Origin of the sequence: Pseudarthrobacter sp. efr-133-R2A-89 (genome assembly GCF_030209315.1) — a bacterium.
Lineage (GTDB): Bacteria > Actinomycetota > Actinomycetes > Actinomycetales > Micrococcaceae > Arthrobacter.
Map to the genome: position 1 here is coordinate 101,317 of NZ_JARVSE010000001.1, position 25,334 is coordinate 126,650.

At 67.9% G+C, this 25,334-nt stretch carries 20 protein-coding genes; 11 read left to right on the forward strand and 9 right to left on the reverse strand.

The genetic code is table 11. The features are described from left to right. Window positions 1-31 precede the first annotated feature (31 nt). Window positions 32-427 (forward strand): GntR family transcriptional regulator, encoded by a 396-nt coding sequence (locus tag QRM95_RS00475; protein ID WP_285245973.1) that lies wholly within the window; start codon window positions 32-34, stop codon window positions 425-427. Next, entirely contained in the window at window positions 424-1,506 is a 1,083-nt protein-coding gene (locus tag QRM95_RS00480) for a DUF1648 domain-containing protein (RefSeq protein WP_285245974.1), read from the forward strand. The genes QRM95_RS00475 and QRM95_RS00480 overlap by 4 nt, the downstream gene beginning before the upstream one ends. Before the next feature lie 36 nt (window positions 1,507-1,542). On the opposite strand, the gene QRM95_RS00485 is transcribed toward QRM95_RS00480, so the two are convergent. After that, window positions 1,543-2,826 (reverse strand): serine/threonine protein kinase, encoded by a 1,284-nt coding sequence (locus QRM95_RS00485; protein ID WP_285245975.1) that lies wholly within the window; start codon window positions 2,824-2,826, stop codon window positions 1,543-1,545. A gap of 23 nt (window positions 2,827-2,849) precedes the next feature. Continuing rightward, complete coding sequence (locus tag QRM95_RS00490; protein ID WP_285245976.1) at window positions 2,850-4,382, reverse strand: S8 family serine peptidase; 1,533 nt, start codon at window positions 4,380-4,382, stop codon at window positions 2,850-2,852. Window positions 4,383-4,472: 90 nt separating this feature from the next. Between QRM95_RS00490 and QRM95_RS00495 the strand changes: the two genes are divergently transcribed. Both QRM95_RS00495 and QRM95_RS00500 read left to right on the forward strand, forming a co-directional pair. Continuing rightward, window positions 4,473-5,825, forward strand: a complete 1,353-nt coding sequence (locus QRM95_RS00495; RefSeq protein WP_285245977.1) for a serine hydrolase domain-containing protein — start codon at window positions 4,473-4,475, stop codon at window positions 5,823-5,825. Beyond that, window positions 5,800-6,624: a DUF1206 domain-containing protein gene (locus tag QRM95_RS00500; protein WP_109044659.1), complete on the forward strand. Its 825-nt coding sequence runs from the start codon at window positions 5,800-5,802 to the stop codon at window positions 6,622-6,624. The genes QRM95_RS00495 and QRM95_RS00500 overlap by 26 nt, the downstream gene beginning before the upstream one ends. Window positions 6,625-6,636: 12 nt before the next feature. Here QRM95_RS00500 and QRM95_RS00505 read toward each other — a convergent pair whose 3' ends face one another. Then, window positions 6,637-7,254 (reverse strand): TetR family transcriptional regulator, encoded by a 618-nt coding sequence (locus tag QRM95_RS00505; RefSeq protein ID WP_285245978.1) that lies wholly within the window; start codon window positions 7,252-7,254, stop codon window positions 6,637-6,639. A gap of 140 nt (window positions 7,255-7,394) precedes the next feature. On the opposite strand from QRM95_RS00505, the gene QRM95_RS00510 reads away from it, so the two are divergent. The 5 genes from QRM95_RS00510 to QRM95_RS00530 all read left to right on the forward strand — a co-directional run bounded on the left by QRM95_RS00510 (window position 7,395) and on the right by QRM95_RS00530 (window position 13,689). Next, the gene (locus QRM95_RS00510; RefSeq protein WP_285245979.1) at window positions 7,395-8,135 is read left to right on the forward strand and encodes an SDR family NAD(P)-dependent oxidoreductase; all 741 of its coding nucleotides are present in this window, start codon (window positions 7,395-7,397) and stop codon (window positions 8,133-8,135) included. Between the two features lie 44 nt (window positions 8,136-8,179). Beyond that, on the forward strand, window positions 8,180-9,226 hold the full coding sequence (locus QRM95_RS00515) for an NAD(P)-dependent alcohol dehydrogenase (protein WP_285245980.1): 1,047 nt from the start codon (window positions 8,180-8,182) through the stop codon (window positions 9,224-9,226). A 237-nt stretch (window positions 9,227-9,463) separates the two neighbouring features. Next, complete coding sequence (locus QRM95_RS00520) at window positions 9,464-10,195, forward strand: SGNH/GDSL hydrolase family protein (protein WP_285245981.1); 732 nt, start codon at window positions 9,464-9,466, stop codon at window positions 10,193-10,195. Window positions 10,196-10,285: 90 nt separating this feature from the next. Further along, entirely contained in the window at window positions 10,286-11,674 is a 1,389-nt protein-coding gene (locus tag QRM95_RS00525) for a sigma 54-interacting transcriptional regulator (RefSeq protein WP_285245982.1), read from the forward strand. A 14-nt stretch (window positions 11,675-11,688) separates the two neighbouring features. Then, window positions 11,689-13,689 carry a vWA domain-containing protein gene (locus tag QRM95_RS00530; protein WP_285245983.1) on the forward strand — a complete coding sequence of 667 codons (2,001 nt, stop codon included), beginning with the start codon at window positions 11,689-11,691 and terminating at the stop codon, window positions 13,687-13,689. Window positions 13,690-13,749: 60 nt separating this feature from the next. Here the strand turns inward: QRM95_RS00530 and nrfD are convergent, their stop codons facing one another. The 3 genes from nrfD to fdh are packed head-to-tail and all read right to left on the reverse strand — an operon-like array spanning window position 13,750 to window position 18,757. Beyond that, a complete protein-coding gene (gene nrfD, locus QRM95_RS00535; protein ID WP_285245984.1) occupies window positions 13,750-14,694 on the reverse strand; it encodes an NrfD/PsrC family molybdoenzyme membrane anchor subunit in 945 nt (314 codons plus the stop codon). Beyond that, the gene (locus QRM95_RS00540) at window positions 14,691-15,518 is read right to left on the reverse strand and encodes a 4Fe-4S dicluster domain-containing protein (RefSeq protein WP_018761212.1); all 828 of its coding nucleotides are present in this window, start codon (window positions 15,516-15,518) and stop codon (window positions 14,691-14,693) included. Before QRM95_RS00540 ends, nrfD begins: the two co-directional genes overlap by 4 nt. Then, window positions 15,515-18,757 (reverse strand): formate dehydrogenase, encoded by a 3,243-nt coding sequence (gene fdh / locus QRM95_RS00545; protein ID WP_285245985.1) that lies wholly within the window; start codon window positions 18,755-18,757, stop codon window positions 15,515-15,517. The genes QRM95_RS00540 and fdh overlap by 4 nt, the downstream gene beginning before the upstream one ends. 164 nt (window positions 18,758-18,921) lie before the next feature. On the opposite strand from fdh, the gene QRM95_RS00550 reads away from it, so the two are divergent. Then, window positions 18,922-19,155 (forward strand): hypothetical protein, encoded by a 234-nt coding sequence (locus QRM95_RS00550; RefSeq protein WP_285245986.1) that lies wholly within the window; start codon window positions 18,922-18,924, stop codon window positions 19,153-19,155. 2 nt (window positions 19,156-19,157) lie between these two features. Here QRM95_RS00550 and QRM95_RS00555 read toward each other — a convergent pair whose 3' ends face one another. The 3 genes from QRM95_RS00555 to QRM95_RS00565 form a co-directional block, all read right to left on the reverse strand. Next, a complete protein-coding gene (locus QRM95_RS00555) occupies window positions 19,158-20,846 on the reverse strand; it encodes an acyltransferase (protein WP_285245987.1) in 1,689 nt (562 codons plus the stop codon). Further along, window positions 20,830-21,768: a sugar phosphate isomerase/epimerase family protein gene (locus QRM95_RS00560; RefSeq protein WP_285245988.1), complete on the reverse strand. Its 939-nt coding sequence runs from the start codon at window positions 21,766-21,768 to the stop codon at window positions 20,830-20,832. Before QRM95_RS00560 ends, QRM95_RS00555 begins: the two co-directional genes overlap by 17 nt. A gap of 128 nt (window positions 21,769-21,896) precedes the next feature. Continuing rightward, window positions 21,897-23,189 (reverse strand): BNR-4 repeat-containing protein, encoded by a 1,293-nt coding sequence (locus tag QRM95_RS00565; protein ID WP_285245989.1) that lies wholly within the window; start codon window positions 23,187-23,189, stop codon window positions 21,897-21,899. Window positions 23,190-23,453: 264 nt separating this feature from the next. On the opposite strand from QRM95_RS00565, the gene ribA reads away from it, so the two are divergent. Next, window positions 23,454-25,304, forward strand: coding sequence for a GTP cyclohydrolase II RibA (ribA, locus tag QRM95_RS00570; protein ID WP_285245990.1), 1,851 nt, complete (start codon window positions 23,454-23,456; stop codon window positions 25,302-25,304). Window positions 25,305-25,334: the final 30 nt, after the last annotated feature.

Here is a 25,334-nt window from a genome sequence, read left to right on the forward strand (position 1 = left end):
TTCTATAACAGATGGCATAAAGAGGTGCAGCATGATTCTGACGCTTGATCTCACCAGCGACGTACCGCTCTACGTGCAGCTGCGGGACCGGATCACGGAAGGTATCGCCGAGGGCGCCCTGGTTGAGGGCAGCCCGCTACCTGCCACTCGCGCCTTGGCGGCCGATTTCGGCATCAACTTCCATACGGTCAATAAGGCCTACGCCCTGCTGCGGCAGCAGGGCCTGATCAGGCTCAACCGCAAGACCGGGGCAGTCGTGGCGGCTGCGGCGGCTGCGGACCCGGTGTTCCATGCGGAATGGACGGCCCGGGCCCGAACCCTGCTGGCTGAGGCCATTGCCAGGGGAGTCCCGGCCGACGAGGTCATGGCCGCCTGCCAGTCCATGCTCGCCTCCTTCCACACCCCGCAGACCAAGGATTCGCCATGACCGTCGGGATCATCCTGAGTTCAGTTCTTTTGGCGTTGGTGCTCCTGCTGGCGCTGGTACTGCCCTCCATCACCAGCCCCACAGTGCCGTTTGGAGTACGGGTGCCGGACGGCCACGTCGATGATCCGGTGGTGGTGGCGCAGTCCAGGCACTACCGGTGGAGGGTGCTGCTCAGCGGTGTCGTCACCGCCGTGGCCGGGGTGGGCATGTTCGCCGTCACGGGCGCAACGTTCCTGCTGCCCGTCTCTGTGCTGCTGCTCCTGGGCGCTTGGTACGGCTGCTTCTTTCTCGCCAACCAGGAAATCCGTGCCGCCAAGGCCGCCGGAAACTGGTACGGCGGCCTTCGGCAGGGCGTCGCCGTCGACACCGGTCTCCGGTCGGACCCGCCCAGGTTCCCCTGGCTGTGGCTGGCATTCCCGGCCATAGTGACGGTGGCGACCGCGGTGACCGGGATCATCCGGTATCCGGCGATGCCCGGTCAGTTGGCCGTGCACTACGGTGCCGGCGGCCAGGCCGACCGGCTGGCGCCGAAGTCAATCGGAACCGCCTTTTCCCTGGTTATTGTCCAGGTGATCGTCACCGCGCTGCTGTCCGCCATCGCAGCCGGCATCCTCCGCGGCCGGCCCGACCTCGACCCCGCACACCCGGATGCCTCGGCGCGCTGGCACCGCGAGTACGCCTCGCTCGGGGCACGGACCTTGCTCGGCCTGGCCGGCATGATCACGCTGGGGATGATGGGGGCGTCCCTGCTGATGTGGACCGGGACCCGGACTCCGTGGGCTGCGCTGGCCGTGGTGGTCCCGGTGCTGGCCGGCGTCGGACTTTGCATGGTGGTCCTCGCGCGGCACAACCGCGAACCCCGCGGGACTCCTCGGGAAACCGGCTTGACCCACCGGGACGACGACAGGTTCTGGCGCGGCGGACTGCTGTACATCAACCGTGAGGACCACGCGCTCATGGTGCCGCGCCGGTTCGGCCTGGGCTGGACCCTCAATTTCGGCAACCCCAGGGCCGGGATGCTGCTTGCCGGGGTACTCGCCCTGATCAGCCTGGTGGTGATCCTGCGCTTTGGCGGGTGAACGGACACGGGCGCCGACCCGCAGGGCCGGGCAGCGTCACCGTCCGGCGGCGGCAGTGAAGGCGTCCACGGCCGGCCACAGCACCTCGGGGTGCCTGATATCGCTGTGGGCACCGGCGAACGGGTTCTGGTCCTGGGAAATCACCGCATTGGCGTCAAGGCAGTAGAACCCGCCCGCGCTGAATCCGTAGGACTCACCAGGCCGGCGCAGGGGGACCGTTGTTGCGCCGGCCTGCTGGTAGCCGTCGTGGCCCATGCCCTCCCAGCGGTACATGAAGTCGTGCACGTCCTCGTTGTCCTGGCGCTGGAGGAAGCTTGCTGTCGGGTACCAGGTCCCCACCGCGCGGTCGGCTTTGCTGAAGGTGGCGATGAACGGCCCGTCCACCCGGCCGGCACAGGATGCCAGGAGGCCCGACCGTGCGGGGTCGGTGGGGAGCGGGGACGCGAAACTGAAGTGTGAGAAGGCTCCTTGGATGAGGTAGAGCAGCTTGACGGGGCTGGCAGGGCCGGCAGCGGACGCCGGCAGCCCGGCGAGCGAGTTGGCCACCAGCCGGGCCCCAAAGCTGTGCCCCATCAGGTAGATGCGTGGTTGGCCGCCGGGTCCTGCGAGGGAACCGAGGTAGGGGCCCAGTCCCTGGCTGCCGATGACGCCTGCACGGTTCTTCATTTCGTAATAGCTGAACGCGCGCAGCACCTCGCGGGCCCCTTTCCACAGCATGCCGAACGGGTTCCCGATGTCCTGCGCGCTCGACTGCGACGGGGCGGCCAGAGCCGCAGCGTGCGTCAGGAGGGGCGCTGTGGTGGCTGACAACGCTGCCTGCAGGTTCGAGTCCTCGGATTCAGGCGGCGGCACGGGGGAGCTGACCAGCCCGAGTGCAAGGTGGTGGAAGCGTTCGAGTTCCTGCGGATCTTCCGGTTGCCGGTCCAACAGGTCTCCGATTGCGCCGAGGTCCTGCTCGTTCCGGGGGAACGCCGCGGCCAGGTGCGCCGCCAGTGCTGCCCCCGTGGACGGGGCTGCCTGCGCTGCGGTTGACTGGTCCTCGGGAAAGAGCAGGGAGGGCCAGATGATTCCGACGGCGGCGCAGCCGTCCGCCTGCTGCCCCAGTTGGTCGGACAGATTGCCGAACATCCACTGGTAGAGGCTGCGCGCTGACTGGACATCGCTGTTCCAGCCGTGGGAGAGGACGAAGATGTCACGGATGCCGCCGTCCGCAACGGCGGCGGCCAGGGAAGCACCGTCCGAGGGGCTTCCGGGGTCGGCGCTGCCATCGGCGGCGAATGCCAGCTCGTAGTAGTCGAGGTTCCCGATGCGACCGGTCATGGCTGCTCCTGCTTGGTGGATGGTTAGATCGAGTTCAGGACCCGCATCAGGTCCACCAGGCCGCTGCCCTGGAAGAACGGGTGCCGCCCCAGCGAGCTTGCATTCTGCATGAACAGTTCTTTGACCACCTCAGGCTTGCCGATGAATTCCGGCCGCGCCGAGAGGAAAGCGGCGATGGCCCCTGAAACGTGCGGCGCAGCCATTGAGGTTCCGCTGTCCTCCACATAGCAGGGCATGGGAGCGGCCGCGTCCTTGAAGCCCGGGACCTGGCTGCGGTTCTTTCCGGCGGCTGCTGACGTGATGCGCTCGCCGGGGGCCACAAGGTCCGGCTTCAGGCGCCCGTCAAGGGTGGGTCCCTTGGAGGAGGTATAGGACACCCCGAAGACGTGCGGCTGGTCGCGGTGCGTTGAACCGACCGTGATCGCCTTGGCCGCATTTCCCGGGTCGGTGATGGTGGAGAGCCGGCCGTAGAAGTCGCCGTTGTCGTCCCGGGCGTCTCCACCGTTGCCTGCGCTGACCACCACCACGACGCCGGAGCCCACCAGCAGGTCGATCTCCCGGCACAGGGGGCTTTGGCCGGCGGCGAAGTCACCGGGATACCAATCGCAGCCGAGCGAAAGGTTGACGCCGTGGATCACCATGTTGCGGCCGTAGGAGTTGACCGCCCTGACGTAGTTCAGTGCGGCGATGACGGCGCTGGACAGCGTGTGCTCCTGGTTGTTGAGGACCTTCAGGCTCACCAGCAGGGCCTCGGAGGCCAGGCCGGCCAGCGACCGGCCGGGGTCCAGTTCCCGCGGTATCCATTCCGGCAGCCCGTCCGGCGTGGACCGGCTCATCATGATGAGGGCTGCCGGGGGAGCGGAGCCGGCGATGATCCCTGCCACGTGTGTCCCGTGTCCGACGTCGTCCACCAGGGCAGGTGCCGGGTCCTGCGGGACCAGGTCCTTGGCTGAGCGGACGTCTCCTGCGTCTTTGGGAGCCGAACCGTCGGCATCCGGGCCGGTGACCAGAACCGTGAAGTCGCGGTGGAGATCAGCCACCCGCGGGTCATGCAGGTTGTCCGCTTTGCCCGCGTGGACGGGAAGGAAATGCGGGTGCGTGCCGTCGATGCCCGAGTCGATGACGGCCCAAACGCATCCGCGGCCCGAGGCCCCGAACGTGCGCAGGGCGGCATCAGCCTGGACCGTGGCGGCCGACCTGTCGATGTGCGGGCGCACGATGTAGTCGGGCCACACACGGTAGATGGTGCGCTCCGCAACGCCGTGTACCGCATCCGCGGCCAGGAGGTCGGTGAGCTCGTCGGGCCGGAGCCGGCACTGGAGGTACAGGGTTGAGACCTGCAGCGGCGGGGAAGGCGGATCCGCAACCGATGAAAAAGTGAGGTTGAAGAGCGTGGCGAACCGGGCCCCCGCGGATGTGGCCAATGTCCCGTGCCCCACCTGCAGTTCCACCAGGACGGCCTGGCGCTGGTTGCCGTCGGTGTGGACCAGAAGGTCGTGTCCGCGCTGCTCTGAATTGTTGCGGGGCCTCAGCAGTGAGCTCACCAAACGCGTCATGCCATTCTCCGGTCTCACTGAAGTGCTGCCACCAATTATGGGCAGCGGCCCCGGCATGTCAATAAGGCGCGGGCCGCCCTACCATGAGGTGTGGGCTCGAAAAACCGCATCGTGAGGCGGGCGGCGCTCGCGGTGGCCCTCACCGTCTCCGGCTGCACCTACACGGACGACCCCCTTCCGCCCGGTACCTTTCCTCCTGCCTTGGAGCCTATGGCCCAGCAGATCCAGCTGTTCCTGGACCAAGGCGCCGTCTCGGCCGTTGTCCAGGTCCGCTGGCCTGGCGGCGAATGGTCGCAGGCGTTTGGCGTGCGCGACCTCGACTCCCTGGAGCCGGCGCAGCCCACGGACAGGGTCGAGGTTGCCGGCGTCACCCAGGCCATGACCGCCGTCGCGGTACTTCGGCTCGTGGATGACCACCTCATCGGCCTTGACGAGCCGGTCCTCGACGCCGTCCCGGAACTCGCGGGCGTGCTGCGGCCGCCCGGACCGCTCACTGTGCGCCAACTGCTGAGCCACACGTCCGGGATGCCGGACGCCGCCGCGGCGCTGCCCCGCGACGTGGACTTCCGCCCGGCCCTGTCGCGGACCCTGGACCTCCGGAAGCAGGTGCAGGCGGCCGGGACGCTCCCTTGGCCGGCCTCCGACGTCGGCCTGTTCAAATACTCCACCACCGACTATGTGGCCCTGGGCCTCGTGGTGGAGGCCTTGCGCCATAAGCCATTCGCGCAGGTCATGCTGGAGCAGGTGTTCTCCCCATTGGGACTGAAGGACAGCACCCTGGACCGGCCGGACCCGCGGGCACCGAACGTCCTCCACGGCTACGCCACCCTTCACGGCGAGCGCATCGACACCACCGGCGACGCGTCCGTCGCCGGCTCCCCGGCATCCGGGGTGGTGTCAACGGTGGCGGACCTGAACCTTTTCATGGCCGCCCTCCTCCAAGGCCGTGCCGTTTCTTCGTCCTCGCTGAAGGAGATGAAAACCAGCCCCGGCTTTGGCCGCTTCGGGCTGGGACTGTGGCGCTTCGCGGACCAGTGTTCACCCGCCATGAGGCAGGAAGGCAAGGGCTCGTTCCGGGACTTCCAGACCGTTGCCGTGAGCAGCGACGACGGGCGGTACCAAGCCGCAATGACGGTCACGGCGCCGCCCCTGCCCGGTGAGGTTGAAGACCCCGCCAGCACCGGCCGCCGGGACCTCCTCAACGGCCAGATCGAGTCCACCCTCAACGAGGCCCTGGACAGGCTCTGCCAGCCTGCCCACGGAGGACAAACGCGCCGGTCAGCCGCGCATCAGGCCACACCGGAGGCCTGTCGGGATGTTCCCCGCGGATCTACACTGAAGCATCCCGCGACACGCTGCGGCCGGGGAAAGCTGGCGTGGGAACAGAGGATCAAGTACATAGCTGGAAGGGCGGACCATGGGCAACGCGTCGCAGGGAGCTAACCGGGCAGTTTCGGAAGCGGCATCGGCCAGCCGCAGCCCGGCGTTACGCATTCTGGCCCGGGCCGGTTTCGTGTTCATCGGCCTGGTCCACGTGCTGATCGGCGTGATCGCCCTGCAGCTGGACCGGGGCCAGGGCGGAGAAGCGGACCAGTCAGGGGCGATTGGATCCCTTGCCTCAAAACCCGGCGGCGGAATCCTCCTGTGGGCAGGGGCGGTTGCCTGCGCGGCCCTGGCCCTGTGGATGGTCGGCGAAGCCGTGTTCGGTGCGCGTTCCGAAAGTGATTCGAAGAAAAAGCTGAAAGAGGCAGGATCCGCTGCGGGAAAGGCCGTGGTGTTCGGTTTCCTGGCCTTCACGTTCGCCGTGTTCGCGACGGGCGGTTCCAAGAGTTCCAGCCAGTCGGCCAGTGACTTCACGGCCAAGCTCATGGCTGCGCCCGCTGGAGTGGTGCTGCTGGTCGTTGTCGGCCTGGCGATCGTTGCCGCCGGCGTTTACTACGCGTACCGGGGCTTCACCCGAAAGTTCATGGAAGACCTGCAGGATCCCGGAAACGCCCGTACCGCTGTCGAGTGGCTCGGCACCGTGGGCTACATCGCCAAAGGAGTGGTCCTCGCCGTCGTTGGTGTCCTGATCATCGTGGCGGCTGCGACCGCCGATCCGTCCAAGTCTTCGGGATTGGATGGCGGGCTAAAGGCACTGGGTTCACAGCCCTACGGCGTGTTCCTGCTGGCGGCCATCGCCGCCGGCCTCATCTGCTACGGCGTGTACTCCATGGCTCGGGCCCGGTACGGCAAGTTCTAGGGAGCGGTCTTGTCAGCCGATGGGCCACCAGTCCGGAAGCAGTTGCCACAGGTCCGCCAGGAAATCCTCCGCCGGCCGGGGCTGATCCTCCAGGAGGCGTGACTCCAGTGCCCCCACCACGCCGTAGGCAATGAACCGCGCCACCATGGGCGGCGGGACGTCGCGGCCGCCCGGTGCCGGAACGGCGATGGCCCGGCGTTCGATCAGCAGGCGGACCGAACCCTCGAAATGGGCGCCGAGCATGCCGTGCAACCCCGCAGTTCCCGGCTCGGCGGCCAGGCCGTGGCGATAGATCCGGCGGTGGGCATCCACGTGGCGGACCACCCCGGCGGTTACGGCTGCGACGGCGTGGCCAATGTCGCCGCCGGACACGGAGAGGTGCTCGTCCCGCAGGGCATCCAGTTCGGCGGAGAGGACCTGGCGCAGCAAGGCGGCGGGGGATGCCGCGTGCTGGTAGAACGTCGACCTGTTGACGCCCGCGGCAGCGGCGACCTGCGCGGCCCCCAGCGTCCCGGCGTCGTGCTTTGCTGCCAGCTCCAGGATGGCGGCGGCCAGCCTGGCACGGCTCCTGGCCGCCCGCGGATCTTCAGCAGCCGGTACCACCGCGCCCCCTTCCTGTCCTTTTGTCATGCCGGTCACACTCCTTGGTGATCTTGGCCGCCGGCGGTGGATAAACCGTCGTTGCGGGCGTAGCGTTCTAACTATCCAACACTTGTTGGATAAGTCGATTGGGCCACTGTACCTTCGGCCCACGGTTGAAAGGAAGCACCATGTCCCGCTTTGACGGACGAGTCGGCATCATCACGGGGGCCGCCAGCGGCATCGGCCGGGCCACGGCCGAGAGGTTTGCCGCCGAAGGCGGAGCTGTGATCGTCGCGGACATCCAGGACGGAGCCGCCGCGGAGGTCGCCGCCGGGATCCAGCAGGCCGGCGGCCGTGCGCGCGCCTTCCACCTCGACGTCACCAGCGAGTCGGGCTGGGCCGGGGTTGTCGCCCACGCCCTCAACGAATTCGGCCGGCTTGACGTCCTGGTGAACAACGCCGGGATTGGCGACAACGAAGCGATCGAAGCAACCAGCGTGGAAACCTACAACAAGGTGGTAGCCGTCACGCAGACCAGCGTCTTCCTCGGCGAGAAGGCGGCCGCGTCGGCCCTGAAGGATTCCGGCAACGGCGCCGTGGTGAACGTGTCCTCCATGTTCGGCATCGTGGGTGGATTCGGGACGTCCCCGGCCTATGCGGCCGCCAAGGGCGCGGTCCGGACACTGACCAAGAACACCGCCCTCGGCTGGGCCACGGAAGGTGTCCGCGTCAACTGCGTCCACCCCGGCTTTATCGACACGCCCATCCTGGGCGACACCGACCGCAAACTCCTCACCGACACCACTCCCATGGCACGGCTGGGCCGCCCCGAGGATGTGGCGGCGGTCATCCTGTTCGCCGCCAGCGACGACGCCGCGTTCATGACCGGCTCCGAACTCGTGGTCGACGGCGGCTACACCGCCCGCTGAACCAGAAACCCACCACAACGCAACAGAAAGAAGAGGGCAGCAGCATGCGCGCCATAGTGTTCAACGAATGGAAGCAGTTTCCCGAGCTTCAGGAAGTAGCCCGGCCCGTTCCGGGGCCCGGCGAGGTCCTGCTCAAGGTGGCCGGCGCCGGTGCCTGCCACTCGGATGTGAGCATCTTCGAGGATTTCACGGCCGAAGTGCCCGGAAACATGTCAAAAGGCTTCATCCTCGGCCACGAAAACTCCGGGTGGATTGAAGAGGTCGGGCCTGGCGTCGACGGCATCAACCTTGGCGACGCCTACCTGGTGTACGGGCCCATCGGCTGCGGGCACTGCAAGGCATGCTCCCGCGGCCAGGACACCTACTGCGAGAATGCGGCGACCAACCCCTACTTGGGCATCGGGCTGGGACGCGACGGCGGAATGGCCGAATACGTCACCGTCCCGGTCCGCAACCTCATCCCGCTCGGTGCCGCGGATCCGATCGCCGCGGCACCGCTGGCCGACGCCGCACTGACGCCGTACCACGCCATCAAGACTGCCCTTCCGCACCTGAACGGCGGAGGCCGCTTTGCGCTGGTGGTGGGACTTGGCGGGCTGGGGCAGATCGCAGTCCAGATCCTCACGGCACTCACGGGCGCCACCATCATCGCCACCGACATGAAGCCGGAGGCCATGGCCAAAGCTGAAGCGGCAGGGGCCGTCACTGTGCCCGGCGGCCCGGACCAGGTGGCCAAAATCCGTGAGCTTACCGGCGGCCGCGGCGTGGACGCGGCCTTCGACTTCGTGGGCGTCACCCCCACGATCGCCACCGCCACCGGGTCCGTGGCCCAGGGCGGGCGGCTGACCGTGGTGGGCATCGCCGGCGGAGTCCACGAATGGACGTTCTTCAACACGCCCTACGAATCCACCATCACCAACACCTACTGGGGCACCATCGAGGAGCTCCACGAGGTGGTGGACATGTACCGAGCGGGCCAGATCGTGCCGGAGATCGAGACCTTCTCCCTTGACGACGGCCTGGACGCCTACCGCCGGCTGGCGGAGGGGAAACTGAGCGCCCGCGCGGTGGTTGTTCCGCACCAGGGCTGACCACCTGGGGCCGGTCCCGGGCAGCCGGCAAGGGGCCGCCGGACGGGACCGGCCGCCCGGCGGCAACCGTTGCAGAAGGTGTGAATTGCCTGTGGAGTTGCTGTGCGATCTGTCGCATTGGCCCCGCCGGCACTACAGTATCCTCACTGAATGCCTACGATGGGACACGGACAAACGACAATAAGGTGGCGGCCGGCGACATAGCCGCCGCCAGATTCCAGGCAGGAGGCGGCACCCATGCAACACAACGTGCCGCTGCGCGGGCACCCGGCCAGGCTCGTTGCTGCCGGCACATTCGGCGTCCTGCTGGCCGTTACGTCAGGCAGCGCGGCGCAGACCCAGCCACCGGCCACGGGAGAGGCCCCGGTCCGGGTGGTAGTGGTGGGGGACTCCCTCAGCACCGGCCACGGCACCTCGCCGCAGGAAGCCTGGCCGGCCCTGATGCGCAACGACCCCGTAGGGGCCGGCCTGGAAGTGGTCAACGCAGCAGAAGACGGCAGCGGATACGTCAGCCCCGGCGATTTTGACGGAACTTTTGGCACCCAGGTTGAAGACCTGGTCAACTCAAACACCGGCATTGTGGTGTTCTTCGGCTCTGAAAACGACCTCGGCTACGCGTCCGATGAAGTTGGCGACGCCGCGCTGGCTGCGATGGACCGGGCCGAGACGCTCGCCCCGGAAGCCAAAATCATTGTGGTGGGACCGCCGTCGTACTCTTCGGACCCGGATCCCGGGCTCCTGGAGATCAGCAGCCAGCTCAAAGCCGCCACGGCCCGGGCCGGTGGTGAATTCGTGGACCCCATCGCCGAGGGCTGGATCAGCGGCGACTTCGATGACTTGATCGGCCCCGACGGCGACCACCCCACCGTGGCCGGCCAGCACTACCTCCTGGAACACATCGGCGCGTACCTTGAGCAGGCAGCGCCGGCTGCCGCTGCGGCCGTGCAAGGACGCCCCGAACCCCAGTGATATGCCGGCTCCTGACGGCGGGCGGCATGCCGGCCCAGGAATCTGGAGGAACCTATCGATTACCGTCAGGGTGGGGATTACGGTAGAGGAGTGACTGACCGCCCCGAAATCTACACCGTTGGTGAACTCCGAGCAGCGGGCCATGTCCCCAAGGACCTGAGGCACGAAATCCGCGACAATCTCCTCGCCGCCCTGGCATCAGGACGTGACCCGTGGCCTGGCCTCTACGGATTCAGCCGGACCGTCCTGCCCCAGCTCGAACGTGCCCTGATCGCCGGCCACGACCTGGTCCTGCTGGGAGAACGCGGACAGGGCAAAACGCGCCTGCTCCGCACCTTGGCCGGGCTGCTGGACGAATGGTCTCCGGTGATTGAGGACTCGGAACTGAACGAACATCCCTACCAGCCGATCACCGAACAGTCCCTGGCCCGCGTCCGCGCCGAGGGGGACAGGTTAAGGATTGGCTGGCGGCACCGGTCCGAACGGTACGTCGAGAAGCTCGCGACGCCGGACACGTCCGTGGCGGACCTCGTCGGCGACGTTGATCCCATGCGCGTGGCCGAGGGCCGAAGGCTCGGGGATCCGGAAACCATCCACTACGGGCTTATTCCGCGCTCCAACCGCGGCATCATCGCCATCAACGAGCTCCCGGACCTGGCCGAACGCATCCAGGTGTCCATGCTGAACGTGATGGAGGAACGTGACATCCAGATCCGCGGGTACGTACTGCGGCTGCCCCTGGACGTGCTTGTTGTGGCCTCCGCCAACCCCGAGGACTACACCAACCGCGGCCGGATCATCACCCCGCTGAAGGACCGCTTCGGTGCCGAGATCCGGACCCACTACCCGATCGAACTCGAGGACGAGGTCTCCGTCATCCGCCAGGAGGGCCGGCTGGTGGCTGACGTCCCGCCCTTCATCCTGGAGATCCTTGCCCGTTACACCCGGGCGCTGCGCGAGTCCCCGGCCATCAACCAGACCTCCGGAGTTTCGGCCAGGTTCGCGATCGCCGGTGCCGAAACCGTGGCCGCGGCGGCGCTCCGCCGGGCCCGGCTCCGAGGGGAGGACCACGCCGTGGCCCGGATCATCGACCTCGAACCGGCCGTGGAAGTCCTGACCGGCAAGATCGAGTTCGAATCGGGTGAGGAAGGCCGCGAACAGGGCATCCTGGACCACCTCCTCCGCACCGCCACCGCAGAGGCCGTCAGGGCCCACTTCCAAGGCCTGGATATGGGACCGCTCGTATCGGCCCTGGATGGCCACCGGACCGTCACCACCGGTGAGCAAGTCACGGCACAGGAGTTCCTCGGCAACCTCCCGTCCCTGAACGGCTCCGGCCTCTACGACGAAATCGGCCGCCGCCTGGGTGCGACGAACGACGGACAGCGGGCTGCCGCCGTCGAACTGGCCTTGGAAGGGCTCTACCTGGGCCGGCGGATCTCCAAGGAGTCCGACGACGAGGAAACCATCTACGGCTAAGCACGGGAGGCAGCATGGCCATCCACAAACGGTCCGCCAGGTACGGCCGGTACACCGGCGGCCCTGACCCGCTGGCTCCGCCGGTGGACCTGGCGGAAGTCCTCGACGCCGTCGCCGAGGATGTGATGGCAGGCTATTCGCCGCGGCATGCCCTGCAGGAGTTCCTGCGGCGCGGTGGACGGAACCGCGAAGGCCTGGACGACCTTGCCCGCCGCGTGCAGGAGCGGCGGCGGGACCTGCTCAGCAGGCACCGGCTGGACGGCACGCTGGAGGAAGTTAGGAAGCTCCTGGATACCGCCGTGCTGGAGGAACGCAAGCAGTTGGCCCGGGACGCCATGATGGACAACACCGAACGCGATTTCCGGGAGATGCAGCTGCAGAACCTGCCGGCGTCCACGGCCGCAGCGGTCAACGAGCTCGCCTCCTACGACTGGCAGTCCGGAACCGCCAAGGAAGCCTACGACCGGATCAAGGACCTGCTGGGCCGGGAGGTCCTGGAACAGCGGTTCGCCGGGATGAAACAGGCGCTGGAGGGCGCCACCGATGAGGACCGCGAGGCCGTCAATGCCATGCTTCGGGACCTCAACGGGCTGCTGGCGAAGCACCGCCGCGGCGAAGACACCGAGGCCGATTTCCAGGAGTTTATGGCCAAGCACGGCCAGTTCTTCCCCGAGGACCCGCAATCGGTGGAAGAACTCGTGGATGCCCTGGCGCAACGTGCCGCCGCCGCCCAGCGGCTCCTGCAGTCCATGTCCGCCGAACAGCGCGCGGAATTGATGCAATTGTCCGCCCAGGCATTCGGCTCGCCGGAACTCATGGCCCAGCTCAGCGAGCTCGACGCCTCCTTGCAGGCACTGCGTCCAGGGGAGGACTGGAACGGCTCGGAACGGTTCGAGGGGCAGGAAGGACTCGGCCTGGGCGACGGAACAGGCGTCCTGCAGGACATCGCGGAACTTGATGAGCTCTCCGAACAGCTGTCCCAGTCCTACAACGGATCCCGGCTCGATGACCTTGACCTTGACGCGCTGGCACGGCAACTTGGTGAGGGTGCGGCCGTCAGCGCCCGCACGCTTGCCGGAATCGAGCGGGCCATGCAGGAGGGCGGTTACCTGCGCCGCGGCGCCGACGGCGACCTCCGGCTCTCCCCGCAGGCCATGCGCCGGCTCGGCAGGTCGCTGCTGCGCGACACCGCCAAACAGCTGTCCGGGCGGCAGGGAAACAGGGATACCCGGACGGCGGGGGCCGCCGGCGAGCAGTCCGGCTCCAGCCGCCAGTGGGAGTTCGGCGACGCCGAGCCCTGGGACGTGACGCGCACCTTGACCAACGCCATCCGCCGCACCATGGCCGACGGCGGCGATCCGGCCCGCGGACTGCGCCTCGCCGTCGGAGACATCGAGGTAACCGAAACCGAGGCCCGGACCCAGGCCGCCGTCGCGTTGCTGGTGGACGTCTCCTTTTCCATGGCCGCGGAGGGGCGGTGGGTCCCGATGAAGCGCACGGCGCTGGCCCTGCACCATTTGGTGTCCACCCGGTTCCGCGGTGACCGGCTGCAGCTGGTGACCTTCGGCCGTTACGCCCAGTCCATGGACATCGCGGAACTGACGGCCCTGCCGGCCCTGCGGGAACAGGGCACCAACCTCCACCACGGGCTGCTGCTGGCCGGCCGCTTCTTCCGCCGGCACCCCTCCATGCAGCCGGTGCTCCTGGTGGTGACGGACGGGGAACCGACCGCCCACCTGTTGCCGGACGGAGACGCCTGGTTCAACTGGCCGCCGGACGCGGAAACCATCCGGGCCACCGTTGCCGAGCTGGACCGGTTGGGAAGGGCGGGGACGCAGACCACGTTTTTCCGGCTTGGGAACGATCCCGGGCTGGAGCGCTTCATCCAGCGCCTGGCACGCCGGGTGGACGGCCGCGTGGTGGCTCCTGACGTCGGCGACCTGGGCGCAGCCGTGGTGGGGGAATACCTCCGGGCGCACGTACGCAGCGCCTACGCCGACGGCGACTGGTTCTGACCGGGCCGGGCGCTCCGCAGCGTCCCGGCCCGGGCTCCGGCTTCCGTTCGGGCGGCCGGCTCAGGCTGCTGCTTTGATGCCGGCGGCTTCCCTCCTGGCGGCTTCGGCAGCGTTGAGGCGCTCGCGCTGGGGGACCACCACATACTTGGGGTCGCGCGTTGACGCTTTTCCGGCCTCGAAGATACCGAACCGCAGCAGGGCCGACCCCGCGGCCACGGCGAGGCCACCTACGACACTGACGGTGCGCGACCGGTGACCGCCAAGGGCCAGCCCTACTGCGCCGCCGATGCTGAAAGCCTTGGACAGGCGCATCAACGTACCGCTCCGGCCCTCCCGCAGTGTCTCCGTGCTCAGGTGGCCGCTGCGTTCCATCCGCAGGCTCGCCACCGTTTCCAGCAGCGCCCCCGCCACTGCCATGCGCCGCGCAGGACCGGCCTCCGGAACGGGAGCCAGGGCGGCGGCGATGCCGCCGCCGGCAGCTGCGGCCGAACCGGCAAACACGAACGGCAGGATTTCGTGGGCGTCATGCCAGGTGGGAACCGCGGTGTCGGCCAGCAGCACCGCCGTGTACGTGGCCACTGCGGAACCGCTGACAGCTGCGCCGAGGCCGCAGGCCCGCCCGGCCGCCGGGAACAGTCCCGTGATGTTGGCGGCCGCACTCGCACCGGCGAGCGGGCCGTACACGGAAAGGATCCACGAACCCATGCTCATGGGCGAGGTGGGTTTGGCCACCCGCAGCATGTTGAGGAACCGTTCCGGCCGGCCCAGGTCGTGCACCAGCGCCGCTGCGGACACCGAGATCGCGGTCAGCGCCGTGAGCTTCGCCCGGCGTTCCAGTGCGGGCCGCCCGGTGTACTGCGCGCCGGCCGCCAGCATGGAGGAGGCCGCAGCCACGCCGCCGGCAAAAATGTACCCCGCGATGTCCGCCGCCTCCCATGTGGGTTCCTTGAGGATGGGCCGGCCATAGTATGAGGTGAATTCCTCACGCTCGCGGCGGCGGCTCACTTCCGGGCTCCCCAGAAGACGACGGCGGCCCCCGCCAGGAGCCCGGCCGCAGCACCCGCGGCCCGCCGCCACATGGCCGGCAGGTCCCGGGTGGTCACCACCGGGTCCGGCGGCAACCCGTAGGTTTCGGGTTCATCCAGCAGCAGGAAGAAGGCCCCGTCACCGCCCACCCCGCCGTCGGGATCCCTGCCGTAGAGCCTGGCCTCGTCCACACCCCGCTCGTGGAGCTCCGCGACCCGGGCGTCGGCCCGTTCCCGGAGCTCATCAAGCTCGCCGTACTGGATGGACTGGGTGGGGCATGCCTTGGCGCAGGCCGGCTCTTCGCCGACACCCAGGCGGTCGTAGCACATGGTGCACTTGAAAGCGCGGCCGTCGTCGGGCCGCTGGTCGATCACGCCGTACGGGCACGCCGAAACGCAGTATCCGCAGCCGTTGCAGATGTCCTGCTGGACCACCACCGTGCCATGCTCGGTACGGAACAACGCGCCGGTGGGGCAGACATCCAGGCAGGCGGCGTTGGTGCAATGCTTGCAGACGTCCGAGGACATCAGCCACTTGATGCCCTCGGTTCCGCCAGCCGCCGGAGCGGGAACCTTCTTCTCGATGAAGGCCACGTGCCGCCAGGTGTCCGCGCTGAGCCGGGAAGTGTTGTCAAAGGACTCACCGGTGAGCTGCAACGGCCTTTCCGCCGGCAGCGAGTTCCACTCCTTGCAGGCCACCTCACAGGCCTTGCAGCCGATGCAGAGGCTGGTGTCCGTGAAGAAGCCCTTGCGTGCTTCACCGGGTGCTCCGATGGCGGGCATGCCCAACTGCGTGACGCTCATGCCTTGATTCCTTCCTGGCCGGTGTGCTCATCGATGCCTGCCCGCTGACGGTATTCCGCCACCAGGGACGGCAAGGCGGGCCCTTGCGGCCTCCGCCCGGGACGGATGTCCACCGTCAATGCCTTGACTTCCTGGATGTGGACGTTCGGGTCCATGGCGATGGAGGAGAGCTCGTTCATCGCATCGCCGCGGCTGAGCCCGTTGGGGCCCCAGTGGTAGGGCATCCCGATCTGGTGTACGGTCCGGCCCTGCACGGTGAGCGGTTTCATCCGGCCGGTCACCAGGACCCTGGCCTCGATGGCTCCGCGGGCCGAGACCAGGGTGGCCCAGCCGTTGTTGGTCAGTCCCCGCTCGGCCGCCAGTTCCGGCGACACTTCGCAGAACGACTCCGGCTGCAGCTCGGCAAGGTAGGGCAGCCAACGGGTCATGGCCCCGGCGGTGAAATGCTCCGTGAGCCGGTAGGTGGTCAGCACGAACGGGTACACCTCCGCACCCGGTTCTCGGCCACTGGGTTGGTACCGGTTGCCGTCATGTTTGAGGAGCTTCCGGACCGGGTTCCGGTTCTGCCCGTAGAGGGCATTGTCGAAGGGGGATTCCTGCGGCTCATAGTGTGTGGGGAGCGGCCCGTCGGTCAGGCCGGCGGGGGTGAAGAGCCAGCCCTTTCCGTCGGACTGCATGATGAACGGGTCGATGCCGGAAAGGGCGTCGGTGCCCGTGGCGTCCTCGCTTGGACGGTAGGAGGGTGGTTTGGTGGGCTCGCAGTCGGGGACGTCGTCGCCGGTCCATCTCCCGGCGTCCGCGTCCCACCAGATGAGCTTCTTCCGTTCGCTCCACGGCCGTCCCTCCGGATCGGCGGAGGCGCGGTTGTACAGTTCCCTCCGGTTGGCAGGCCATGCCCAGCCCCACTCGCGGCTCGAAATAGTCTGTTCGGTGTGGGGTTTCCGCCGGGCCGCCTGGTTGACGCCGTCGGCGCGGCAGCCGCAGTAGATCCAGCACCCGCATGAGGTGGAGCCGTCGTCCTTGAGCTGGGTGTAGGCGGAGAGCGGGCTGCCGTCGGGGCCGCGGCCGTTGATTTCGGCGAAAACGGCGTCCGCGTCCGGTTCATCCTGGGTGCCGACGGTGGGGTAGTCCCACGTCAGGTCCAGGACGGGACGGTCGACGTCGTCGCTCGAGTCCGCGAGCAGCTTCCGGATGCGGTTGCCCAGGTGCCAGATGAACCAGAGGTCGCTGCGGCGTTCGGCGTCCGGCTCCACGGCCTGCTCGCGCCACTGGACCAGGCGGTTGGTGTTGGTGAAGCTGCCGGCTTTTTCCGTGTGGGCTGCGGCCGGGAAGAAGAAGACTTCCGTGCCGATGTCCTCCGTGCGCATCTGCCCGGTGGCGATTTCCGGTCCGTCCTTCCACCAGGTGGCGCTTTCGATCAGCGAGAAGTCACGGACCACGAGCCAGTCGAGGTTGGCCATCCCGGCGCGCTGCAGGTGGGTATTGGCGGATCCGACGGCGGGGTTCTCACCCATGAGGAAATAGCCCTTGCAGATTCCTTCCAGCTGCGCCAGCACGGTGTCATAGGTGCTGTGGCTGCCGGTGATCCGGGGAAGGTAATCGAAGCAGTAGTCGTTGCTTGCCGTGGCGGCGTCCCCCCACCAGGCCTTGAGCAGGCTCACGGTGTAGGCGGACATGTTGGCCCAGAAGCCCTGCTTGGCGGAGTCTGCCTCGACGTATCCGGCCAGGTCCAGGTGCTGCTTGGCGTGCGGCATGGGGAGGTAGCCGGGAAGCAGGTCGAAGAGGGTGGGGATGTCGCTGGAGCCCTGGATGCTGGCGTGCCCGCGAAGGGCCATGATCCCGCCGCCGGGGCGGCCGATATTGCCCAGCAGCAGCTGCAGGACCGACGCGGCGCGGATGTACTGGGTCCCCGTGGTGTGCTGCGTCCAGCCCACGGCGTAGGCGAAGGCCGTGGTCCGGTCCCGGCCCGAGTTGCTGGTGAGCGCCTCTGCCACCTCCTCGAACAAGGCCTGCGGTACCCCGCACACCTCTTCCACCAGCTCCGGGGTGTACCGCGAGTAGTGCCGGCGCAGGACCTGGAACACGCAGCGCGGATCCTGCAAGCTCTCGTCGCGGTGCCACTTCCCGGCCACGCCGGGCCCGCCGGAACCATGGGACTGGGCGTGCGAGGATTCACCCAGCCTGCTGCCTTCCTGCTCGTCCGCGTCCCGTTCGCCGGAGGACGCGGCCGCGAAGCCGCCCTCGTACTGCCAGCTTTCGGTTTCATAGGAGGAATCGTCCGGGTTGAATCCGGAGAAGAGGCCGTCGAGGTCTTCTGTGTCGCGAAAATCCTTGCTGAGGATGGTAGCGGCGTTGGTGTAGTTGACGACGTAGTCATGGAAGTACGCATCGTGGCCAATGACCCAGTTGATCAGGCCGCCCAGGAAGGCGATGTCCGTCCCGGCGCGGATTGGAACAAACGTATCTGCCATGGCGCTGGTGCGGGAGAACCGGGGATCCACGTGGATGATTTTGGCCCCGCGTTCCTTGGCTTCCATGACCCATTGGAATCCGACGGGGTGCGCTTCGGCGAAGTTCGATCCCTGGATCAGGATGCAGTCGGCGCGTTGGAGGTCCTGGAGATAGGTGGTGGAGCCGCCCCGGCCGAAGCTCGTGCCCAGGCCGGCCACCGTGGAGCTGTGGCAGACCCGGGCCTGGTTCTCCACCTGGACGATCCCCAGGGAGGTGAACAGCTTCTTGATGAGGTAGTTTTCTTCGTTGTCCAGGGTGGCGCCGCCCAAGCTGGCGATGCCCATGCTGCGGCGGGTGCGGAGGCCCCCGGATTCCCATTCCCAGGTCTTCCGGCGGGTGTCCACCACGCGTTGGGCCACCATGTCCATGGCTGTTTCAAGGTCGAGCCGCTCCCAGTCGGTTCCGTGGGGCCGCCGGTAGAGGACATACTTTTCGCGGGAGTCACCGGTGGTCAGCTGCAGTGAGGCAGAGCCTTTGGGACACAACCGGCCCCGGCTGATGGGGGAGTCCGGATTGCCCTCGATCTGGATGACGTTCCCGTCCTTGACATAGACCCGCTGGGCGCATCCCACCGCACAGTAGGGGCACACCGAAGGGACCACGTGGTCTGCGGTGGCGATCCGGGGCGTGAGGTTTTCGGTGGCGGGTGATTTCACGGCATGATGCCTGCCCGTGGGATCGTTCTCGAGCAGCTGGCGCAGCACCGGCCATTGCAGCGGATTCACCATGGGGCACCCCTTTGGTCGTCGAATCGACATGCTTGTGGCACGGGTCACATGCACGTGAGGAAAATGCTAACAGGGGCTTAGCATTTCTGCACCGGCTTGGGGAAGCGAAATCGCGCCCGCAGATGAGCGTAGGCACGCGCCGGCGTCGGTGCGATACTGCGTTCATGAAGATACCCGCTTGGTGGCCGCTGGTACGTGATGAAACACGGACGTGGCTCATTGAGCACAACGGTGAACCCTTGCCGCCGCTTGTCATCACGGACATCATGGCCGTCACCGGCGGCTCGACCGATCCTGAATGGTGGGCTGGCGAATCAGCTGACGGTCCCCAACTTACTGATGGGGCCGTGGATTGGATCGAGGCTGTCGCCAACGGCGAAGAGCCCACGACAGGCTGAACCTAGAGGGTGGGCAGCAGCATTGCGGGTTCGGGCCGGTGAACGCCTCGCGGCCGGTAGCCGAGTGCTTCGGAGTGGCCCAGAAGATCGGCGAGGTACCAGATGATACTGAGCCACATTTCGGTCCCCTGCAGGCCGGGCGTGTTGTCCCTGCTGTTTTCGGGCGACGCGCTGAAAGCCATTCCGGCGCCGGACTGCCACCGGGAGAGGGCCTGGTCGAGTTGCGCGGCGGCCCAGTCCCGGGCGTCCTGGCCGCGGTGCGTGGTTTGCTTGCGGGCCAGCCAGAGGGGATGGACGACGTCGAGCACGTTGCAGGCGTTTTGCCGGCCGGTGCTGAAATACCTCGGATCGGCGGCGTGTCCCAGGACGGTATCCACCAGCCTTTCGGGGTGCGGGACCGGAAGGCCGAACTGGGCGAAGGTTCCGCGTGTCAGGCGGTAGTACCCATTGACCACCTTGAGCCGGGTTTCGTCCTGCGGGGTGCCCCACGTACCGGACGATCGGTTGACGTGTGTCAGGAGCCAGCCGAACAGTGCGTCAAGGGATACGTGTTGTCCTGCCGGTTCCCTGGCCAGGTTCCAGTACTCGGCGGTTCCCCAGGCGTCCACCCAGGCTCCGGATTCCCAGGCTTCCGTCTGCCAGGGGAGCTGGGTCAGCCGGGCCGCCAGATCGTCCGGGCCGGTATCCGCGACCACATGGACGGGGTGCTTGAACTTCCTGCCCAGCAGGCCGAGCGCATACCCGGCAGCGAGGACGTAGTAGGTTTCCGGGCCGGATCCGAAGCGGAGGCCGGCGGAGTGGGTGAGGCCGTCCGGACCGTATTCGGGAACCAGTCCGGTCACAGGGTCCTGGAGTGACTCGAGGCGTCCGGCGTGTTCCTCGCGGCTGAGTTGGCCCGGGACGCCGTGCAGGAGGAGATCCGCGATTTCGATGGCGTCACAGTGTGCCCTGACGGTGGCCGGGCTCCCGGGGTGGTCCACGTAGCGGCCCCGCGGGCCGCCGCCGCTGCCTCCCGCCGCCGGGTCCCAGGACCGGGCCAGGATGGCCGGCGCGTCATCCCGCGCGGCGTCAGCGAACCGCGCCAGCCTCCCCCGGATGCTGTCCCCGGCACCCCTGGACGCAGGCCGGGCCCTGCGGTCACGGATCATCCGGGCTGGATTGCCGCCCACGACGGCCCACTCCGGGACGTCCTTGGTGACCACGGCGCCGGCTGCCAGGACCGCGTGCGAACCCACCGTGACGCCGTCGAGCACCACCACGTTGGAGCCAATCCAGACGTCGTCGCCCAGGACGATGCCCTTACTGGTGAGCGGTTGCCTGAACACGGGCTCGGACGGGTCCATCGAGTGGTTGAAGCCGAGGATGGACGTGTGGGCACCGATGCGGACGCCATCGCCCATGCTGACCGATCCGCGCACCACGGTGAAGGCGTTGACGGTGCAGTTGTCCCCGATGGCCAGGGTCCCGGTGAGGTAGGCGTGGGCTGCCACCAGGGATTCGCTGCCCATCGCGAGGGTGTCCGGGTCCACCATGGCCAGGGCCGAGATGTACGACTTCTCCCCAATGGTTACGCCCCCGCGGCCGGTGAGCAGGTGCTGGCGTTCGAGCTGGGCGTCCCGTTGTGCCTCTGATGCCGTTGCCCAAAAGGTCCAGGGGGAGTAGTCGAAGTTCAGGTCAGGGCTGGCGATCATGATGTCTCCACGGGAAGGATGGGGCCGGAAAGGTGCGCGGGGCGGCGGCGTCGGGTCCGGACCGGGCGGGCCAGTGCCGCCGGAACCACCGCACGGTGGATCCGAGTGCCTCGTCCAGTGGCGGTGCTTCGGGGTGCCACGCCTTCTCCCACTCCAGGCAGACGGGACCGGCGTAGCCGGCGTCCCGGAGCAGTCCGGCAAAGGCGTCGACCGGGAGGGTGCCCGTGCCGACGAGGGCCGGAGTCCTGCTGGCGGGCAACCGGGCGTCCTTGACCTGGACGCTGCCCGCTCCGCCGGTGAGCCAGGGGTGCAGGGCCTGCCATGTTTCGTTGAGGGTCTCGCCCACCCGCCACGGATGCATGAGGTCCCAGACGGCGCCTGCGGGCCCATCCACCATGTCCAGGATCGCGGCAATGTCGCTGCCGCGGGGGTGTGAATCGTGCGTTTCAAGCGCCGGGTACGTTCCCAGATCCCGGGCCAAGCGTGCGACGGCGGTGAGCCGGCCGGCTGCCAGGGCGTTGGCTGCGTGCCTGGCGTGGACCGTATCGGGAACCCGGTCGTATCCGCAGGGGTGGACAGGGGCTCCCGGGAACACCCGTACAGCCGGTGCGCCGAGATCATGGGCCAGGATCAGCGCCGCTTCGAGCGCTCCCACCACCAGTTCATCGGCAACCGGTTCCGCGACCCTGATGTAGCTGGCCACCCCGGTGACGGCCAGGCCTGAATCTTCGATCCGGGACCGGAGCTCGGAGCGTTCCCGCCGGGTCATGGCCGGGGCGGCGATCTGGCCGGGGCCAAGCCGCAGCTCCACTCCCCGTGCGCCGTGCCCCGTCAGCCAGGACAGTACCGTGTCCAGGCTTTCGCCGGGCGCCCCCAGGGTTGACACCGTCAGTGTTGGTTGGAGCTCCCCTGGGTGGTGCATTCGTCTTCCTGGCTGTTCGCAGACGCTAATAACGTTTCAACCCTGGCGCAAGGGGGCGGCGGGGTCAACGGCCGGCGCCGATTCGATCACACTCGGTCACCGGGCCTGGGCGGTCCGGGGGCCCGGCATCAATGCAGGACCACCACCTCTGTCGCATAGGCCTGGGACGAGGTCATGCTGCCGCGGAACCAGCAGACCGCGTGGACGGAAGGATCACCGGGCGGCACCATGGGCCGGAGGTTGTCCACTGCGGAGCCTCCGGTTATCGCGTTCCAGCCAAAGGTCGCACCGCCGTCCCGCGTCCTGCCCCGGTAGATCTCGTAATGGCCGGTGGCCTGCCCGGTCCGCGGGTCGATGGGGGTGGAGATATACACCTGGTTGAGGTCATGCGGGTCCACCGCGCCCAGGCCGGTGTAGTCCTGCTCGTGCGGCAGCAGGGCCGGGCCTGCGGCCGCCAGCGGGTGCAGGTTCCACTGCCTCCCGTCGAAGCGGGCGTACAGCAGCCGGTGATCATCGACGTCGAGCGGCTGCTCCCGCTGCAGCGGGCCGTTGACGTCGTTGGCGCGGCAGCTGATGATGGCGGCCAGGTCCTGCCCCTGGCCGCGCAGGTCCACGGTCCAGCCGTGGGTAAGGATGTCACCGTCAATGTCCGTTCCCGCCGCGAACACTGTGGTCAGTGCAGCCTGGTTGATCCCCGGCGAGCCGATCAGCGGCTTGCTGACCACCTGGCCCTGGGCGTCGTGCAGGGCGTCGTCGCGGATGTAGCCGTGGTAGATGCTGTTGTTGAAGTCCCGCGGGTGGTGGTCGGTGGTGATGAGGTCAATGCGGTCCGTCCCGTTTCCGCAGTAGCGGGTGTAGCCGTTGACGTAGCCAATCTTGGGCCGGGTGAAGAGTTTTCCGCCGAACTGCCACGTGGTGCCGTCATCCGCGGACAGCATAAGGCTGGGGTCGTCGTTGATGGCACGGACAAAGTTGTACACCCGGGACTCCGCGGCGAGCCGGTGCAGGTTCGAGTAGGTCGCGCCTCGGCCGCCGGCCAGCTCGGTCCAGTCGAAGTGCTCCTCCGGGCCCCATTCGGAGGCGTCATGTGGCCGGGTGGAAATCCGCCAGCGGGAATAGTTGTCCGTCTTGTGTTTGGCGTACATCGCCAGGTATCGGCCGTCAGGCCTGACCAGGAGCGCCGGGGCGTTGTGGTCGTCCGGCTCCAGCCGTGCGTGGACAACGTGGACCTGGCTGTCACCGGTAGCAAGGTCAAGGACGGCAACCTCGATGTTTCCGCCGCGGCCGTCACCGCCGGCGCCCTCGGGGGCTGCCACGGAGCCCACCAGCAGCGTGTTGTTGGCCGGGTCCACCAGGGCGCGCTCGTCCTGGAACCAGCACCATGCTCCGTTGTCATTGATGGTTGTCTGCATGCCGGGCATCGGAGTCCTGCTCTCGTTAGGGGTGGGTTCCACCCGTGGGCGCGCCGCCTGGCGCCGGCCACGGAGCCGTCATGGGCTGTGTGGTTGGACCATATGGAAGTATCGGCGCCGTCGGTCAGGGCAGTCAAGGGTGTGGGCGAAGCTGGTCAGGTTCGATCGATCAGCCAGCACTGACTTATCCGGACACAATGCTTGAAGCTTGAACTAATGCGGGATACCCTTACTTTAACCTTCAACCATTTATGATGATCGCCGAGGCCCGCAATGACAGCAATTGCCCATTCCGCACCGCATTCGTCCGCCCTCCCCGCGGCCACCGTCCGCAGCCAGGTCAGCGTCCCGCTCCGGTTCGACGGCTACGCCACCACCGCCGACGTCATGACGTTCCATGGTCTGGTGGACGGCCGCGAACACCTGCTGCTGGCCCTGGGTAACTGGGAGCAGGCCCTGCTGGACGGCGCAACGGCGCCCCTGGTCCGGCTGCATAGCGAATGCATGACAGGGGACGTCTTTGGCAGCGAGCGCTGCGACTGCGGACCGCAGCTCCGGGAAGCCGTGGAACGCATTGCTGCCGCCGGAGGCTTCCTGCTCTACCTCCGCCAGGAAGGCCGCGGCATTGGCCTTTACCCCAAACTCGACGCGTATGCCCTACAGGACCAGGGCCTTGACACCTATGACGCCAACCTTGCCCTCGGCCACGGCGAGGATGAACGCGACTACACGGCGGCAGCCCAGATGCTCAATGCCCTGGGCGCCACGTCGGTGCGGCTGTTGAGCAACAATCCCGATAAGGCTTCGCAGCTGGCCGCACTCGGCATCGCTACTGCCCAAAAGGTCCCCACCGGCGTCCACCTCTCCGAAGCCAACGCCCGCTACCTCGCCGCCAAGCGGGACCGGACCGGACATACGCTGGAGCTCGGCCGGGCCGCCGTCGTCCGCGCCGCCCCGGAAGGTTCCCGCCGCGCTCCCGGGCACGCGGACATGCTGGGCCGCGTGGAAGCCCTGATCCCCGGCCTGCGCGCCAGGGCGGAGGAGGCCGAGCAGCTGCGCCGTCTCCCGGAGGAGACGATGCAGGACCTGCGGGCCGCCGGCATCTTCCATCTCCTGGCACCCGCAGGTGTCGGCGGGTACGGCCTGGGCGCACAGACCTACGGGGAAGCCATCCGGGGCCTCGCACGGGGTTGCGCCTCCACGGCCTGGACCGCTGGGCACCTGGCGGAGCACGCATGGATGCTGGCGCGCTGGCCCCGGAAGGTGCAGAACGAAGTTTTCGCCGGCGGCGTGATGCCGCTCGCCGCCGCAACCAGTGCCCCGGTTGGTTCGGCGCGGAAGGTGCCCGGCGGATACGCAATTTCGGGCCACTGGAGCTTCGCCTCGGGCATCATGCACTCGCAATGGGCCCTGTTGGCTGTGCAGCATGATGGTATCCGGTTGCAGGCGCTGGTTCCGCTCAGCGACCTGGAACTGGTGGATGCGTGGCATACCGACGGGCTCAGGGGAACCGGCAGCAACGACCTCCGCGCGGACTCGCTCTTCGTTCCGGTGGACCGGGTCATGGACTGGGCCGTGCTCAGCGGCCCTAACAACCCCGGCGCCAGGCTCCACCCCGAACCACTGATCTCGGCACCGATGTCCACCTTGCTTAACCTGGTGGCCCCGGCGGCGGCACTTGGCTCCGCCGAGTATGCCCTGGAGCTGTTCCGGGACCAGCTGCTGCGCCGGAAGGAAAAGAACGGCACCATCACCCGGCAAGCGGATTACGTCCCGGCGCAAACCCGCTACGCCAAGGCGTCCGGGCTGGTGGCCACCGCCCAACTGCACTGGCAGGCGGCACTGTCCCGGCTGCCGGGGGACGGGCCGGCGGCCACGGGAGCTCCGCGGGAGCGGGCCTCGTTCCGGCTGTCGCTGGCCCTAAGCGCCGAGGCTGCCCAGGAGGCGGTCCGGCTCGCCGTCGCCGGATCGGGTGGCAGCGTCCACCGCCTGTCCCATCCGCTGCAGCGCATCCAGCGCGACGTCGGCGTGCTCCTGAGCCACCCCACCCTGGGCATCGACCCCATCCTGGAGCAGGCAGGCCGCGGCCTGCTGGGCATGGAATTCACCACACCGTCCTTCTAGGCGGCGCGGCGTCGCTTGCCCAGTGCAGCC